The sequence below is a fragment of the Mycobacterium sp. NGS11 genome (assembly GCF_059813315.1).
In genome coordinates this window covers 56,623-72,158 of record NZ_JCALEJ010000001.1, presented here as the reverse complement: position 1 = coordinate 72,158, position 15,536 = coordinate 56,623, and the positions used below count along the sequence as shown (strand labels likewise).

Genomic DNA, 15,536 nt, shown 5'->3' with positions numbered 1-15,536 from the left:
GCGATCATCTCAGCGCGGCATGCCCAAGCCGACCGTAGATATCAGATCTCGCTGAATCTCGCTAGTACCTCCGCCGATCGCATGCAGCAGCGACAACAGGAGCCCCTCGGAGAAGTGCCCATGCAGGATTGAATCCGGATCATTCGGCATGAGTTCACCAGCGGGACCGAGGATCTGGGCGCCAAGCGTCCGTAATTCGGCGGTCAGCTCGGAGTGGTACAGCTTCGACAACGACGGCAACGCGGGATCCAAAGCACCCGCGGCCTGCAGGTGCGCTACGCGATAGGACAGGGCGCGGCCGGCCTCTACGCGTTCGACGGCGCGGGCTAGCGCGATGCGGGTAGTCGGTTCAGCCAGCGGATCATGCGGCGAGCCTTTCTGCGCGTGGCACCAGTCGATCAACTCATCAAGATAGCGCTGGGCCTGCGCGGCCCTGGTGATATTCGATCGTTCGACCTCCAACAGCGCCTTTCCGACCGTCCACCCCTCGCCCTCTGCCCCAACGAGATTGGCCGCCGGCACGCGCACACTGTCGAAGAACTCCTCGGCGAAGGTCGGATATCCGGTCATCGAGCGGATGGGCCGGCGGGTGATTCCCGGTGTCTCAAGGTCGACGAGGAAGAACGAGATTCCCGCCTGGCGCTTGTCGGCAACCGGCGAGGTGCGGGCCAAGACGAAGATCCAATCGGCGAGCACGCCGTTGCTCGTCCATGTCTTCTGCCCGTCCAGGACGTAATGGTCGCCGTCCTGATGAGCGGTCATGCGCAGTGCCGCCAGATCCGAGCCGGCCTCAGGTTCCGAATACCCCTGTGCCCACATGCGTTCTGAGCGGGCGATGGCCGGCAGGTGCTCCGCCTTCTGTTCGGAGGTACCGTATTTGAACAACACCGGCGCCAGCATGTTGACGCCGTTGGTGTTGACCAGCGGCGCCCCGGCGTACGCGAGCTCCTCCCGGATGACCACCTGTTCGACGACGCCGCGGCCGCCCCCGCCGTACTGGGCGGGCCAGTGCGGCACGAACCAGCCCTGGTCGTGTAACGCCTGGCAGAACGCCACCGCACGGTCGTGCGCATCGCGGGGGAGGTAGTCGGGATTGGCCGCGGTGCGGCGGAATTCATCCGGCAAGTTGCCCGCAAGCCAGCCACGGACCGAAGCCCGCAGCGACTCGGTCTCCTCGTCCGCGCCGAACCGGATGATCGGTTTGAGAGGCATGCTCAGATGCGTTTACTGGGCTTTGAGCCCTTCTTCATGAGTTCCGCCATGAACTGCTGGAACTCCTTGCTGCCGGTCACCATCGCCTGAAGGTCATTGCTGGCTTGTTGATGGGTGCGGAACCCCATGGTCTCCCAGGCCCGGATGACGCCGGACTTGACTGCCTGCAGCGTGATCAAGGGCGCCTTGGCGATCTGCGCGGCCAGCTCCTCGACGGTGGCTTCGAGTTGATCGGCGGGCACCACCCGATTTACCAGACCGAACTCCAAGGCCTCGGCGGCCGTCAACCGCTGGGCTGTGTAGAGGTATTCGGCGGCGCGCTTATAATTCATGAAAACCCACGGCTCAAACATCGTTTCGGCGCCGGGGAGCCCAAAGCCGGGAACCAGCGGCATCTGGAACCACGCGTCCTCGGAACACACGGTGATTTCGGGAATCAGCGCCCATGTCGTGCCCCCGCCGATCGCATAGCCGTGCACCTGAGCGATCACCGGTTTGGGGAACTCCCACAGCTTGAGGACCGGCCACAGAAATAATTGGGCAGCAGACCGCCAGACTTTCCCCGATGCTTCCAGCTCGGCCTTGAATTCGGGGTATGCACCCGTGGGGACGTGGCCAGAGCAGAAGCCCTTGCCATTGGCTTTGATGATCACGACTTTGATGTCGTAGTCGTACTGCGCGTCGTCGAGGGCCGCGTTGACGCTATGGACCATTTCAGAGGTCTGGGCGTTGGCGGCGTCCGGATTGTTCAGGATGATCCGCGCGATAGCGCCGTCCTTCTCGTAGACGACGTGCTCGAGATCTCGGGTTTCCACGTTCCTTCGTCCTCCTCAGCAGGGGGTGGGCGACCCGCGCCACCATAATAGTGCAACTATACAGATAATGTATTACTGTTCCTTACGAGGAGGACGGTGCCGATGACGACAACGGACCTACGTTGGGATCCGTTCGATCGCGCCCTGCACAAGGACCCGTATGCGGCCTGGAAACGGTTGCGCGACGAAGCGCCTGTCTACCACAACACGGAGTACGACTTCTACGCCTTGAGCAGGTTTTCCGACGTGATGGAGGCGTCGCTGGACACCGAGTCGTTCTCCTCGGAGCACGGTGTCACGCTGGACGCGATCGGCGACGATCCGTGGGTATCGCCCAAGCCGATTATCATGATGGATCCGCCCGACCACACTGCGCTGCGAAAGATGGTCAACCGCACCTTCTTTCGCACAAGTGTCGCCAAACTCGAGGACCGCGTCCGCACGCTGTGCCGCGGCTACCTGGGCAAGTTCGTCGGCACCGAGGGCTTCGACTACGTGCGCGACTTTTCAATGAAGCTGCCGGTGATGGTCATCAGTTCCCTGCTCGGGTTTCCCGAGCAGGACCACGACAACCTGAGGGAATGGTCAGATGCCCAGCTCCACCGCGAAGACGGGGCAACTCAGCTGAGCGAAGACGGCCAGCAAGCCAACGCCAAGCTGCTGGGCTATTACGCCGACCAGATTCAGCAGCGCCGGATCGTTCCGAGCGACGACATCGTCGGCAACCTGATGGGGTCCGACCTGGTCCAAGCGGGCCGCGAGTCGCGTCGCCTCGATGACGGTGAGGTGTTGATGTTCATCGCAACAATCAACGTCGCCGGCAACGAAACAGTGGCGCGGCTGCTGGGCTGGGCGGCGCTGACGCTCGCGCGCTACCCCGAGCAGCGGGCCAAACTGGCCGCGAACCCAGAACTGATCGGCAACGCCGTCGAGGAACTGCTGCGCTACGACGCCCCGTCGCCCGTACAGGGCCGTTACACAGCACGCGAAGTCACCTATCACGGAACGCTCATCCCCGCGGGTTCACGGGTGGCGCTGCTGACCGGCTCGGCCGGCCGCGACGAACGCCAATACGAGAATGCCGACGTCTTCGACGTCGAACGAACCGGAATCCGCCACATCAGCTTCGGTCACGGTTCGCACTTCTGCCTCGGTGCCGCACTCGCGCGCCTGGAGGCCCGGGTCGCGCTGGAAGAGACACTGGCGCGATTTCCGGCGTGGGACGTGGATGAAGAGGCGGTGACCTACGTGCACACCAATTCGGTGCGCGGCCCGGCCAGCGTGCCGATTCGGCTGTGATCCCCGATCTGACGGCACGGACCGAGGACGCGGTCCGCTGGTTGGTATTGGACCGACCAGACGCCGGCAATTCGGTGACGCGGGCCATGCAGCGAAGCCTGATTGAGAATCTCCAGGCCGCGTCCAGCGATCCCGAGATCAGAGCGGTGGTGCTCACCGGTCGCGGCGACCGGCACTTCTGCACCGGACCCAATCTCCACGATCCAGGCATGCAACCGAAGAAAGACAGGGTCGCCGGCGATGCCGCCCGGATTCTGCGTATCGGATCTCAGGCGGTGGTGTCAGCTTTGCTCGATTGCGAAAAGCCGGTGCTGTGCGCGCTCAACGGCGTCGCCGCCGGGGTGGGCGCCAGCATGGTGCTCGCCTGCGATCTCATCGTCGCCGCCGAAAGCGCTCGGCTCATGGCGCTTTTCACACGCCGCGGGCTTGCGCCCGACGGCGGTGCCGCCTACCTGCTGGCCCGCAAGGTGCCCTTCAATATCGCCAAGCAGCTGCTGTTCTTCGGCGAGGAGCTGTCAGCGTCCGAGGCCTACCGGATCGGCCTGGTCAACAAAGTGGTCGCCGATGGCGACCTCGAGGACGAGACGCGCGCATGGGCCCGTCGGCTTGCGAGTGGACCGACACGCGCGCTGGCGGCGGCCAAGGCGATGCTCAATCAAGCGTTTGACGTCGACCGCGATGCGGCGTTTCGTACCGAGGCCCTGCTCGTGGAACAGGTAGCCGGGACAGACGACGTCGCAGAGGGCATGGCCGCCTTCGTTGAGCGACGCGACCCCGACTTCCGTGGCCGCTGACGACCGCTTGGCGAATGGACTGCTAAAGGCCCAGTTTCATACCCGCGCCGGCGTCGACGAATATCTGTTGACCGGTGACGTAACGGGACTCGTCGGAGGCCAGGTACACCACCAGGTGGGAGATGTCCTCCGGCTCGATCCATGGGACGGGCATCGCTTGCAGCAACGGGAAGACAAGCTCTGCGTCCTCGCGACTCGGTTCGGCGAGGTCCGGACGAAACGTGCGGTACATCGGAAGGTTATGCAACATCCCGGTATTGACGTTGGTCGGGTGCACGATGTTAATGCGGATCTGCTCTGGCGCCAGCGTCAAAGCCAACCCCTTGGTGTACTCCCCCAGCATCTTCTTGGCGAGACCGTAACCGGCACCCCCGGGACCCTGCGGTCCGCCACCGGTGGCCAGGTCCTTCTGTGAAACCAGCCCCGCAATGGAACCGGTGACGATGACCGATGCACCCGCCCGCAAGTGCTCGAAACTAGTGTGCACCGCGTTGACGACGCCGACGAAGTCGACGTCGAACGCATCCATGAAGCCGCGGGACGGGATGTTGATACCCATCGGGAGGATTCCGGCGTTCGCCACCACGACATGAAGACCGCCCAACTCGGCGACCGCCTCATCGATCGCCTTCTTCAGCGCGGCGCGGTCCCGCACGTCGACGACCGCCGAGACCGCGCGACGACCAGACTTTTCGACCAGCTTGACGGTTTCGTCCAGGTCCTCCCGGGTGGCAAGGGGGTAGTCGTTGGTGTCGATATCGGCGCAAATGTCCAGCGCGATGATGTCGGCGCCCTCGTCGGCCAGGTGAATCGCGTGGCTGCGGCCCTGTCCACGCGCCGCTCCGGTTATCACGGCCACTTTGCCGCTCAGACGCTGCATCTGCTCCTCCGTCATTCGATGAGCCGGCTGGCTCGACCTCACACCCCGACTACGGCAGCCGACCGAACGCCCGGGCGCGACCCCGCCGACGTTATTGGATAATAGAACACTCAGTGTTAATCTGTCACGCGGGTGGATACCTGCGACCCGGCTGATCGGCATGAGGAAAAACCAGTGACGCTGCACCGAAACGCCGCATCGCTGGACGGTCGCGTAGCGGTCGTGACGGGCGGCGGGTCCGGGATTGGGCGCGCGGTAGCCGCGGCGTTCACGGAATTCGGCGCGAAGGTCTCGATTTGGGAGAGGAACGCGCGGACGGCAACATCAGCGGCCGCGGAACTCGGCGGCCTCGCATGCGTCACCGACGTTCGCGACGAGGAGCAGGTTGATGATGCCCTCGCCGCCACCGTCGAGAAGCTGGGGACTCCAACCGTCTTGGTTAACAACGCCGGCGGAGTCTTCTGGTCCGGCCTACTCGAAACCTCGTCCAACGGGTGGGACGCGTTAATTCGCATCAACCTGACCCAGGTCTTGCTGTGCACGCAACGGGTTGCGCGTGCCATGATCGAAGCAGGCGAAGGCGGCAGCATTATCAACGTCAGCACGATTGAGGCGGTGCGGGCGGCACCCGGGTTTGCCGCCTACGCCGCGGCCAAGGCGGGGGTCGTGAACTTCACGAAAACCGCTGCGCTCGAACTCGCTCCGCACAGTGTCCGAGTCAACGGGCTGGCGCCCGACTTCACCCTGACCGAGAGCCTGGCGAAGATGGCCCCCGCGGGCGCCGAGAACGCCAAGCTCATGGTGCCGATGGGCAGGGCCGGTCACGTTGACGAAATGGCCGGAGCAGCAGTCTTTCTGGCCAGCGGTCTCAGCGCATATGTGACCGGGCAGACGCTGCATGTCGATGGCGGAACGTCGGCGGCCGGCGGCTGGTACCACCACCCGCAATCCGGGCACTACATACTCGGCCAGTCGACGCCGGCGCCCTAGGGCCCCACGAGGTCTGCGGAAGGGGATTCGATGGAAGACGCCGACCCAGTGAGGGACATGTTGGCACGCGAAGAGATTCGCCAACTGCCCTACCGTTACGGCGCGGCGATTGAAACACGGGATGTCGAGGCGATGGCCGACCTGTTCGTCCCACACGCGCGGTTCGGCCACCACGGTGAGGGCCGCGAGGGCCTGCGCCGGCTGATGTCCCACAGCGTCGACGCGAGCGTATTCGCGGTCATCCTCGTCGCCAACCACCTCATCGAGCTCAACGCCGTAGACCGCGCGCACGGGCAGGTCTGGGCCCAGTGCTTCGCACAGACTCACGCCGACGGGTTCATCGAACAGCTCATCAAGTACGAAGACAGCTACGAATACTACGGCGGGCATTGGCTTTTCGTGCATCGACGGCACCGCTTGTGCTACGGGGTCAGCCGTCAGACGTCGCCCCTGACGCAACAGGCAGCGGAGTGGCCGCGAAACCAAACCGGTGTCGGGGACCTGCCGCTGGCCGATCCGGTGTTCGCCGCTTGGTGGCAGAGCACGGCGAACGCGGCCGCTGAGACGGACAAGGAACAGCGGCGGTGAGCGGGAGCCGCTGTCTGGTCGGTGGGCTGGCCTTCCCCGAAAGCCCCCTCGCCCTCGACGACGGTTCGGTTGTGGTGTCGGAGATGGCGGCGGGAAGGATCACCCGCGTTCGCCCGGACGGGGTCACCGAGACTGTTGCCGAGACCGGCGGCGGGCCCAACGGATTGGCTCGACTCGCGGACGGCCGACTGGTGGTCTGCCAGAATGGCGGTTCTACGTTCGGGCTCGGCCCGTGGCCTTACGACTTCGACGGCTGTGCAACGCTTTTCCGGCCGGTTGGCCCGCCTGACGAGCCGGTCGTTCCGGCATTACAGCTTGTCGATCCAAGCGGTTATGTCAGCACGCTCACCACCGAGTTCAGCACGCGTTCGGGGAGCGTGCTGCCGTTGACGCGGCCCAGCGATATCTGCGTTGACGGCCATGGCGGCTTCTATGTCACCGATGGCGGAGTGGTGCAAAACCGCAACCGCACCATGACTGGGCTGCTCTATGGCACCGTCGACGGCGGCCTTCGCGAAATCGTCTACCCGCTCGAAATGCCCAACGGCGTCGCGTTGTCGCCCGACGGCGCGCTGTTGTACGTGGCGGAAACCCGCACCCGCCGCATCTGGGAATTCGAACTCGACGAACCCGGCGTGGTGGGTCGGGCGCGTGGACTGGCCACCCTGCCCAGTGGTGGCCCGCTGAACGTCGGTGGAGCGGACGGGCTGTGTGTGGACCCGACGGGCCGCATCCTGGTCGCAACCCTCGGCACAGGTGGTGTCAGCGTCTTCTCGCCGACCGGCGAACTGCTGGGCGCGATTACCGCCGACGACCCGATGACCACCAATGTCGCATTGAGTCCCGATGGCCACACGTTGTTCATGACGCTCGCATCATCGGGACGACTGGTCATGGTCGAGAACTGGCTGAAGAGTTCAGGCGTCGACCAGGCATCACCGTGAGAGACGCAGCCTGTCCGAACGCTTCAGGCTCAAACCTTCTGAGCCTTCTGCTCCTCCATCTTGTTCATGAAGGCCTCCATGCCGACCCCGCCATGACTTGCCATGACCTCGTCGTAGTCATAGTCGGCCGGGTTGCCGTCATTCGGGCGCCACCCCGAGTCCGCCGTGCAGGACTTGAAGCCCTCCTCCGGGAATGCGTACCAGCGCCGAGTGTTGAGCTCGACGATCTTGGCAGCTTCCTCGTCGGGTACATCGGCCAGCATCTCCTCGGCGCGCGCTCGGCTCTTAGGCCAGAACGAGTCGGAGTGAGGATAGTCGCACTCCCAGGTGATGTTGTCTATTCCGATCTGGTGCCGCATAGCCATCCCGACTTCGTCTTCGATGAAGCATCCGGAGATGTTGCGCCGGAACAGCTTCGACGGCGCCACGGTCGGGTGAATGTTCTGGTAGTACTTGTGTTTGCGCCAGACGTAATCCGCGCGCTCGACTAGGTAAGGCATCCAGCCGACGCCACCTTCGGAGAACGCCACTTTGAGGTTTGGATGCTTATGGAACACCGGCGAGAAGATGAGCTCGGTGGCCGCGGCCATCGACGTGGTGCCCATCAACGTGATCATCACCGCGAACGGCCCCTCCGGCGCCGTCTGAGGCGGGAATCCGCCACTGCCGAAGTGCATCACCGCCGTCAGATTCGTCTCTTCCAACGCCGACCACACCGACTCCCAGTACGCGGTGTGATAACTGGGCAGCTTGAGGTTTGTCGGGTTATCCGGGAGGCCGATCGCCCGGGCTCCCTTGGCCGCCACACGCTCGATCTCGGCGACGATGAGCGCTGGATCCCACAGCGGAGTGATCGCCATAGGGATGAAGCGGGCGGGATCCGTAGCGCACCACTCATCGAGCGAGAAGTCGTTCCACGCCTTGACGCCCAGCAGCGCCAGTTCCTTGTCCTGCCCCTCGAGGAAGACCGTGCCGCAGAATCGGGGAAACGACGGAAAGCACAACATCCCGTGGACACCGTCGATGTCCATATCGGCCAAACGGGCCTTCGGGTCATAACATCCAGGGATCATGTCGGCGTAGCGAATCGGATCGACGCCGAACTCCTCCGGGGGCCTGCCCGCGACCGCGTTCAGCCCGATGTTGGGATACGGTCGGCCCTCATAGACCCACTGCTGCATGGGCGGGGCACCCTCGCGCGGGAAGTCGACGATGCGAGGACCCTGATCGATGTACTTCTTCGGCAGCCTGTCGATCCAGACATGGGGTGGCTCGATGAGGTGATCGTCGACCGACAGAAGCTTCATCGATGGTTGCAGGGGCATCGTCCAGTCCTCAACTCTTCCGATTCATGCGTTACAGTACAACTAAACACTTTATGCCTAACTGACTATAACGCCGATCTCCACCTAGGCTCAAACCAATGGTGCACTGAGGAGAGACGATGGACTCGCATGAACGCATCCCCCATGACGACTGGGCCGACCAAGATTTGCTCACCAAGGGTGAAGCGGCCGAACGGCTCTCCGCGGAGATAGCCGAGGTCGACACGAAACTCAGCGGGGCCCACGCGGGCGACGAGATCCTCGAAAGGCGGCTCAACGGTCTCAAAGAGGCGTACAGACACCTGACCGAGGCCGGGCCAGGTTAACCGGCACCTGCTCAGGCGCGTGGCAGCCCAAGCACCCGCTGCGCGACGATGTTGCGCTGGATTTGCGCGGTGCCCCCGTAGATGCCGGCGGCGCGCGACCACAGGTAGATGTCCCATTCCAGGCCCTCGGTGAGCAGAGGGCCGCTGGCGCACAGATCCATCATGGTGTGGCCCAAGTACTGGTCCGCACGGGCCATGAGCAGCTTGTCGACCGACCCCTCCGGACCCGGAAGTTTGCCGCGTTGGCGCTCCGTGAGTGAGCGCTGAACCTTGACCTGGAGAGCGCGTAACTCCACGTAGGCCTGTCCAAGCCGGGCCCGCGCCGCGGGTGAGTCGAGGAGCCAGCCGGTCCGGATGTCGTTCTCGAGCCGCCGCAATTGTGTCGAGAGCCGGCTGACCCAGTTGATGTCGCCAGGACCGCGCTCGTAGGCCAGCAGCTGGCTTGCGATGGACCAGCCCTGGCCGCGCTCACCTAGCAGATTGGCCACGGGTACGTCCACGTCGTCGAACGTGACCTCGGTGAATTCCCGGTTGCGTGCGGCATTGACAATCGGCCGGACCTGGATCCCTGGCGTCGACATCGGTACCAACAGCGCCGAGATGCCAGCGTGCTTGGGGGCCTCGGACTCGGTGCGGCACAGCAGGAAACACCAGTCGGCGACCGCCCCGAAGCTCGTCCAGATCTTGCGGCCATTGACGCGGAAGCTCTGACGCCCCTCGATCTCGATCAACGCGGCGCGGGTCTTCAGGCCGGCGAGGTCGGATCCAGCCTCGGGTTCGGAGAATCCCTGACACCACCGCACCTGGCCGGACAACAGTCCGGGCAGCAGGGTGTCTCGTTGCTCGTCCGTACCGAACAACCGCAAGGCGTTGCTGAGGTGGCCGACCCCCTCTATGGGCGGGGCGCCGGCGCGGCCGAGTTCGTCGTTGAGTATCGCCTCGTAGATGGGGGCCTTGCCGTGCCCTCCGTACTCGACGGGGAAGGAGAGCCCGATGTACCCGGCTTTGTAAAGCGTTTGATGCCAAGCATTTTGCGCATCGGCGCGGGCGGCGGGATCCTCGGGGATCGAAGCGTCCGCGGTGTGTTCGGAAAGCCACTGCCTCAGCTCGGCGCGGAACTGCGCTTCGGGCGCGTTGTCGTTGAAGTCCATCGCTACGCCAACTCCCGGTTGGCCAACCGCATCGCCGCGATGGCGTCATAGTGAACCACCTCGTCACCGAATAAGCGCCGGTCCAGCAGCGTACGACGCAGCCGCAGATGCGAGATGTGCTCCCACGTGATCGCAATGCCGCCGAACACCTGAATGTTCGTCTCCACCACCTCGCGGCCCGCCGCGGCAGCGTATGCCTTCGCCGTCATCGCTGCCAACCGCGCCTCCTCAACCGGCAGTTGGTCGATCGCCCACGCGGCGTGCCACAGACAGCTGCGGGCGCCTTCCACTTGTACCAGGGCATCCGCGAGCAGATGCCCCACCGCCTGGAATGAGCCGATCTTGACTCCGAACTGCGCGCGTTCGCCGGCGTAGCGCACCGCATCATCGAGCGCGCCTTGCATGACGCCGACAAGGTCGGCGGCGAACGCGGTCATGGCCAGCGACTCCACCCGCAGCCAACGCTCATCACTGATGGGCTCCCCGGTCGCGACTGCCGAAGCCGCCAAATCGGCTGGCGTGCGGTGCAACACGCGGGTCAGGTCGAGGGCAGCCGCCTTATCACCATCCAGCGGCGCGCAGACGAGCTTGCGTCGACCATCCGTTCGGACCGATAGTAGTGCGTGGGTAGCACCTGCCGCGTCGAATGCCACTCCAGGCTGATTCGCCGCTGCGAATCCCGCCAAGTCCATCGTCAGCACCGGCGCCACCCGCAGGCTTCCGTCCGCGACGAGCTGCAGTTCGTCCTCGGCACTGGCAGCCTCTAAAAGCTCGGTGGCCAGCACCGCTTGGCCTATCACCGGTACGGCGCTGAGGGCTCGTGCCAGCTGCTCGATGACGATGGCGGTTTCCACGCCGCTGGCCGCGAGTCCGCACAGGGCAGGCGAGCGCAGCGTCGGCACACCAAGTTCCACAACCTGGCGCCACTGTGCGTCGAGCGCCGCATCGGTAGGTAGTTGTTCGGGGCCGGTGACGGCGAGGCTCTCCCCCAGCCGAGTGGCGGTGTCCTGCAGCAGTTGCTGCTCGTCGGTGAACGCGATGTCCATGGTCAGCGCAGGGTCATCTCCACGCGGGTGTAGCCGCGCACCGTCGCGGTGAGCACCCGCTCGAGCGCCCCGATGCCGTAGTTCGGGAATTTCTTGGCGATGTACTCGAACACCAGTTGCGCCTCCCGGCGCGCCAGCCACTGCCCAAGACAGATGTGGATTCCCCAGCCGAAATAGACGTCGGTGCCGCGAGGCCGCCCAATGATGAAACGGTCAGGGTCTTTGTATCGACGTTCATCCCGGTTCGCGCTGCCCAGGAGCAGCAGCACCCAGTCTCCGGCGTTCATGGTGACACCGTGCCGCTCGATGGGCCGCGTCAGCGTGCGGGCCACCCAATGACTCGGGGTGTCATAACGAAGTGCCTCGTTGACGGCGACAGGAATAAGGTTGCGGTCTTTGATAATTCGCTGCCACTGGTCGGGATGCTCCGCGAGGGCGACCAAGCCGTTGGAGATCAATTTCTGAGTGGTTTCCGACCCCGCGGCCGAAAGCAGGTTGCAGAACATGAGCACCTCGTGCGCGGTCAACGAGCGCTCACCGCCGGCCTCGGGGTCGTCGAAGGTGGCCTGCAGCATGATGCTGATCAAATCGTCCCCGGGTTCGGTGCGGCGCCGTTCGATGAGGTCGCCGATGTACTGGCTGATCATCCGATTCGCTTCGATGGCCTTGGCCGGCATGACCACTTCGCCTTCCTCGCGCGTCAGGAAGGCCTCCCACCAGACGCGCAGCCGCGCACGATCGCCGTGCGGCACGCCGAGCAGGTCGCCGATCACGTCGGTGGGAACCGAGAACGCGAAGGCCTCCATGGCGTCGACGGTGGTTCCGGGGCGCAGCCGGTCAAGATGAGTGTTGACCACCGATTGCAGGGCGGACTCCATCGCGGCGACCGCTTTTGGTGTGAAGAAGCCCTTGAGGACGCCGCGAATACGGTCGTGGCGAGGGGGGTCCATCGAGATTACGGAGTATTTGCGGCCGTCGTTATCGGGATTCTCCGGTGCCGGACCAAGCTTGGACGAGAAGGTCTCCCAGTCCCGGAGTGCCCGTGAGACGTCGTCGAATCTGGACAGCACCCACCAGCGGTCCTCGGGATCCCGGTAGACCGGTGCCTCGTCGCGCAGTCGCCGGTAGACGGGGTACGGATTGTCGAAGATCGCCTTAGAGAACGGCGAATACATCAGCTCACTGGTGGCCGGCACAGCCATGACTCTATCATTTGGCTGAACAATCGAACGTTTTGTGATCAGTTGATCACTGTCTAGGGCGGCGCTCAATCAACTCCAGCCAGTTGCCGTCGGGGTCGGTGGCCATCAGGCCGCGGTTGCCACCTTCGAATGTCACCGTCCGTTCGGGTCGTGCCCGCCCCCCGGAGCGCTCGATCCGCGCGATGAGGTCGTCTGGGTCGTCGACGCGAAACGACAGATGGCTGAATCCCACCGCATTCATCTGCCGCGGCTCGACATTGCCGTGAACCCCTGGCGCCGCGTAACTCAGCAACTCGAGGCGGAATCCGTCCCTCTGCAGGTAAACAAGGTCAAGCACCAGTCCGGGCACGTCTAGCAGTTGTGCTGTCTCAGGCCCTTCGACGTGCATTCGACTGACCTCATCGAATCCGAGAGCCTCGCAATAGAATCCGACTGACCGGCCAATGTCACTGACACATAGTCCGATGTGAGCGAGTCGGTGGCCGCCGCTCATGGGGCGTCGTCGACAATTTCGTCGAGCAGTGCGTTGTGTTCGCCAACAAGAGGCGGGCGAGTCAGGGCCGTCGTCGGTGCGGCACTGAACACATACGGTGTGCCCGGGTAATTGAACGTTTCCCCGAACTCCGGGTGGCGCACCGGCACCTTGAACCCACGGGCAGCGACGTGTTCGTCCTCGAATGCCTCGTCAGGTGACAGCAGCGCTCCGGCCGGAAACCCGCGGCGCTGGCTTTCCAGGAAGTACGCCTTGGCTGGCAATCGCGACGCGATCAGGGTGAGCGCCTCGCGGGCCGCCGTCAGGATTGCGGTGGTTTCGTCGTCGGCGCCGATCTGCGCGATGTCCACCGGCGCGTCGCGGGAGGCGGCCAGCTCCAGGAACACGGCCTCGGGCAACTCGTCGAGCAGATCGAGCTCGGTGAGCCACGCCAGCAGGTTGGCGAACTCGTGTGGTTTCCGGGGCAGCACGCCGGTGGTGGCGTACGCGCCGTCTGCGCACAGAACTTGGGTCCGCTGACTCGGTGTGAAGTATGCATGCCGACCGGTCTGTCGGACGCATGTCTCGTTGTTGACCAGCCAGTGGTAGGTCACCTGCTCGGAACTGACATTGCAGGCAGCGTTGACGCTGACGTCGACCAGCTGCCCTTCTCCGGTCTGGTCGCGATGGGCAAGCGCAACCAATGCTCCGATCGCGCAGTACATTCCGGCCAGGTTTGCGGATTGCTCGCCGGCACCGCGGACCGGTGGCAGCGAATGATCGTCGTAGCCGCAGTTCCACACCGGACCCCCTCCGGCGAGCATGGTGAGGTCGGTGACCGGTTGGTCGGCTCGCGCACTGTTCAGGCCGAACGGGCTGACCGCCACCCAGATCAACGACGGGTTATCGGCGGCGGTCTTGACGTAGCCAAGCGGGCCATCGCCCACCGGCCCGGCCCCCGAAATTGCAATGTCGGCGCCTGCTATCAGGCGCTGCAGCGCAGTTACTCCCTGCGGAGTGTCGAGATCAATTGTCACCGAGCGCTTTCCGGCATTTCCGCCCCACCACCGCAGGCTGGCATCGGGCCCGGGAACCTCGAGCGCAAACGGTGGCCGCGACCGGTGTGGAGATCCGGTCGGAGGTTCAACGACAATCACGTCGGCGCCGAGTTCGGCGAGTACCCGCCCACCAACGGGCGTGAACTGGTCGCTGATCTCGACGACGCGAATTCCGGCTAGTGCGTTCAGATCACACCCTGCTTCGTCAGTTCGTCCAGTTCCTGACCGCTGTGACCGAGCAATCCGCCCAGCACCTCGCGGTTGTGTTCGCCGAGGCAGGGCGCCGCCCGCGTGACATTCCACGGCGAGGCCGACATTCGCAGCGGCAGCCCCTCGACCCGCACCGTCCCGATCTCTGGGTGCTCCACGGCCGGGAAGAGACCCCAGTCCGCTAGGTCGGGATCTTCGTCGATGCGTTCACGGGGCGACTTGACAACGCTGGCGGGAACTCCCGCAGCGGTGAGTTCGCTTGCCAGGAGAGGGGCCTCGCGCGTCCGGGTGCACGCGCTGAGCAATTCATCGAGCTCGTCGGCGGCGCGGAGCCGCTGCTCGAGTGTCGCGAACCGGTCGGCGGTCAGTTCCGGTTTGTCAACGACTTTGGCAAGCACCGCGACATCGCGATCGTCGCGGCAAGCGATGGCGATCCAGCGGTCCTCACCCAGGCACGGGTAGATCCCGTGCGGGGCCATCTCACCAAAGTCGGCGCGATTGCCGTGGGGACTCCCGGTTGAGCGTGCGCGCCGCTTGTTCACGGTCCAGTCGAGCACCTCGGTGGGCAGCATAGCGATGCCGGCCGGCACCGTCGCCAAATCGACATGCCGGCCTTCGCCGGTGCGTTCGCGGTGGTGTACCGCCGCCAGAATCGCGACGACCATGTAGTACGCCGCGATGTGGTCCATGTAGGAGAAGCCCCATCCCGCGGGTTCCCTGCCGGGCAGCCCGGCTGTGAACGTGAGCCCGCTCAGGGCTTGCACGATCGGGCCCCAGGTCTTGAAATCTCGATACGGACCGGTGTGGCCGAAGCCGCAATTCGACACGTAGACGATGTCCGGTTTGATTCGTCGCAGCTCGTCGTAGCCGAAGCCCATTCTGGTCAGCACGCCGGCCGCGAAATTCTCACACACGATGTCGGACACCGCGATCAGCTCGCGGAGCAGGTCCTTACCGGCGTCGACGCGCAGGTTGATGGTTACGCCGAGCTTGCCCACGTTGTGGTTGTTGAAACCTCCGCCCAGGTTGACCCCCCTGCGATCGTCGACAAACGGGCCCACGCCGCGCAGTGCGTCCCACATCCCGCGAGTAACCGGATCCTCGACCCGAATCACCTCGGCGCCGAAGGCCGCCAGAATTTTCGTCGCACCGGCCCCGGCCAGCTGGCCGCCCAGGTCGCACACGCGAAGATGGGATAAGGCGCTGGTCACTGTGTAACAATAA

The 15,536-nt window shown here is 64.5% G+C and carries 16 protein-coding genes; 6 read left to right on the top strand and 10 right to left on the bottom strand.

Annotated features, from left to right (window positions below):
* Nucleotides 1–9 precede the first annotated feature (9 nt).
* Together AC5Y4T_RS00370 and AC5Y4T_RS00365 are read right to left on the bottom strand one after the other, a co-directional pair.
* Nucleotides 10–1,212: an acyl-CoA dehydrogenase family protein gene (locus tag AC5Y4T_RS00370; RefSeq protein ID WP_499919916.1), complete on the bottom strand. Its 1,203-nt coding sequence runs from the start codon at nt 1,210–1,212 to the stop codon at nt 10–12.
* A gap of 2 nt (nt 1,213–1,214) precedes the next feature.
* Nucleotides 1,215–2,027: an enoyl-CoA hydratase-related protein gene (locus AC5Y4T_RS00365; RefSeq protein ID WP_499919915.1), complete on the bottom strand. Its 813-nt coding sequence runs from the start codon at nt 2,025–2,027 to the stop codon at nt 1,215–1,217.
* Nucleotides 2,028–2,129: 102 nt separating this feature from the next.
* Here AC5Y4T_RS00365 and AC5Y4T_RS00360 point away from each other — a divergent pair, with 102 nt between their 5' ends.
* On the top strand, nt 2,130–3,326 hold the full coding sequence (locus AC5Y4T_RS00360) for a cytochrome P450 (RefSeq protein WP_499919914.1): 1,197 nt from the start codon (nt 2,130–2,132) through the stop codon (nt 3,324–3,326).
* Nucleotides 3,323–4,120, top strand: a complete 798-nt coding sequence (locus AC5Y4T_RS00355; RefSeq protein ID WP_499919913.1) for an enoyl-CoA hydratase/isomerase family protein — start codon at nt 3,323–3,325, stop codon at nt 4,118–4,120. Before AC5Y4T_RS00360 ends, AC5Y4T_RS00355 begins: the two co-directional genes overlap by 4 nt.
* Before the next feature lie 22 nt (nt 4,121–4,142).
* Here the strand turns inward: AC5Y4T_RS00355 and AC5Y4T_RS00350 are convergent, their stop codons facing one another.
* Nucleotides 4,143–5,000, bottom strand: a complete 858-nt coding sequence (locus tag AC5Y4T_RS00350) for a mycofactocin-coupled SDR family oxidoreductase (protein ID WP_499919912.1) — start codon at nt 4,998–5,000, stop codon at nt 4,143–4,145.
* A gap of 174 nt (nt 5,001–5,174) precedes the next feature.
* On the opposite strand from AC5Y4T_RS00350, the gene AC5Y4T_RS00345 reads away from it, so the two are divergent.
* The 3 genes from AC5Y4T_RS00345 to AC5Y4T_RS00335 are packed head-to-tail and all read left to right on the top strand — an operon-like array spanning nt 5,175 to nt 7,522.
* Entirely contained in the window at nt 5,175–5,990 is an 816-nt protein-coding gene (locus AC5Y4T_RS00345) for an SDR family NAD(P)-dependent oxidoreductase (RefSeq protein ID WP_499919911.1), read from the top strand.
* A 30-nt stretch (nt 5,991–6,020) separates the two neighbouring features.
* Entirely contained in the window at nt 6,021–6,578 is a 558-nt protein-coding gene (locus tag AC5Y4T_RS00340) for a nuclear transport factor 2 family protein (RefSeq protein WP_499919910.1), read from the top strand.
* Entirely contained in the window at nt 6,575–7,522 is a 948-nt protein-coding gene (locus AC5Y4T_RS00335) for an SMP-30/gluconolactonase/LRE family protein (RefSeq protein WP_499919909.1), read from the top strand. Before AC5Y4T_RS00340 ends, AC5Y4T_RS00335 begins: the two co-directional genes overlap by 4 nt.
* A gap of 29 nt (nt 7,523–7,551) precedes the next feature.
* On the opposite strand, the gene AC5Y4T_RS00330 is transcribed toward AC5Y4T_RS00335, so the two are convergent.
* On the bottom strand, nt 7,552–8,847 hold the full coding sequence (locus AC5Y4T_RS00330) for an amidohydrolase family protein (RefSeq protein ID WP_499919908.1): 1,296 nt from the start codon (nt 8,845–8,847) through the stop codon (nt 7,552–7,554).
* Between the two features lie 119 nt (nt 8,848–8,966).
* Between AC5Y4T_RS00330 and AC5Y4T_RS00325 the strand changes: the two genes are divergently transcribed.
* Complete coding sequence (locus AC5Y4T_RS00325; RefSeq protein WP_499919907.1) at nt 8,967–9,173, top strand: hypothetical protein; 207 nt, start codon at nt 8,967–8,969, stop codon at nt 9,171–9,173.
* Nucleotides 9,174–9,184: 11 nt separating this feature from the next.
* Here AC5Y4T_RS00325 and AC5Y4T_RS00320 read toward each other — a convergent pair whose 3' ends face one another.
* Genes AC5Y4T_RS00320 through AC5Y4T_RS00295 form a run of 6 tightly spaced genes read right to left on the bottom strand, consistent with a single transcriptional unit; the run spans nt 9,185 to nt 15,523 of the window.
* Nucleotides 9,185–10,324 carry an acyl-CoA dehydrogenase family protein gene (locus AC5Y4T_RS00320; RefSeq protein ID WP_499919906.1) on the bottom strand — a complete coding sequence of 380 codons (1,140 nt, stop codon included), beginning with the start codon at nt 10,322–10,324 and terminating at the stop codon, nt 9,185–9,187.
* A gap of 2 nt (nt 10,325–10,326) precedes the next feature.
* Nucleotides 10,327–11,370, bottom strand: a complete 1,044-nt coding sequence (locus tag AC5Y4T_RS00315; protein WP_499919905.1) for an acyl-CoA dehydrogenase family protein — start codon at nt 11,368–11,370, stop codon at nt 10,327–10,329.
* Nucleotides 11,371–11,372: 2 nt separating this feature from the next.
* Complete coding sequence (locus tag AC5Y4T_RS00310; protein ID WP_499919904.1) at nt 11,373–12,572, bottom strand: cytochrome P450; 1,200 nt, start codon at nt 12,570–12,572, stop codon at nt 11,373–11,375.
* Between the two features lie 46 nt (nt 12,573–12,618).
* Nucleotides 12,619–13,065: a VOC family protein gene (locus AC5Y4T_RS00305; protein ID WP_499919903.1), complete on the bottom strand. Its 447-nt coding sequence runs from the start codon at nt 13,063–13,065 to the stop codon at nt 12,619–12,621.
* The gene (locus AC5Y4T_RS00300; RefSeq protein ID WP_499920206.1) at nt 13,062–14,258 is read right to left on the bottom strand and encodes a CoA transferase; all 1,197 of its coding nucleotides are present in this window, start codon (nt 14,256–14,258) and stop codon (nt 13,062–13,064) included. The genes AC5Y4T_RS00305 and AC5Y4T_RS00300 overlap by 4 nt, the downstream gene beginning before the upstream one ends.
* A 29-nt stretch (nt 14,259–14,287) precedes the next feature.
* Entirely contained in the window at nt 14,288–15,523 is a 1,236-nt protein-coding gene (locus tag AC5Y4T_RS00295) for a CaiB/BaiF CoA transferase family protein (RefSeq protein WP_499919902.1), read from the bottom strand.
* Between the last annotated feature and the right edge of the window lie 13 nt (nt 15,524–15,536).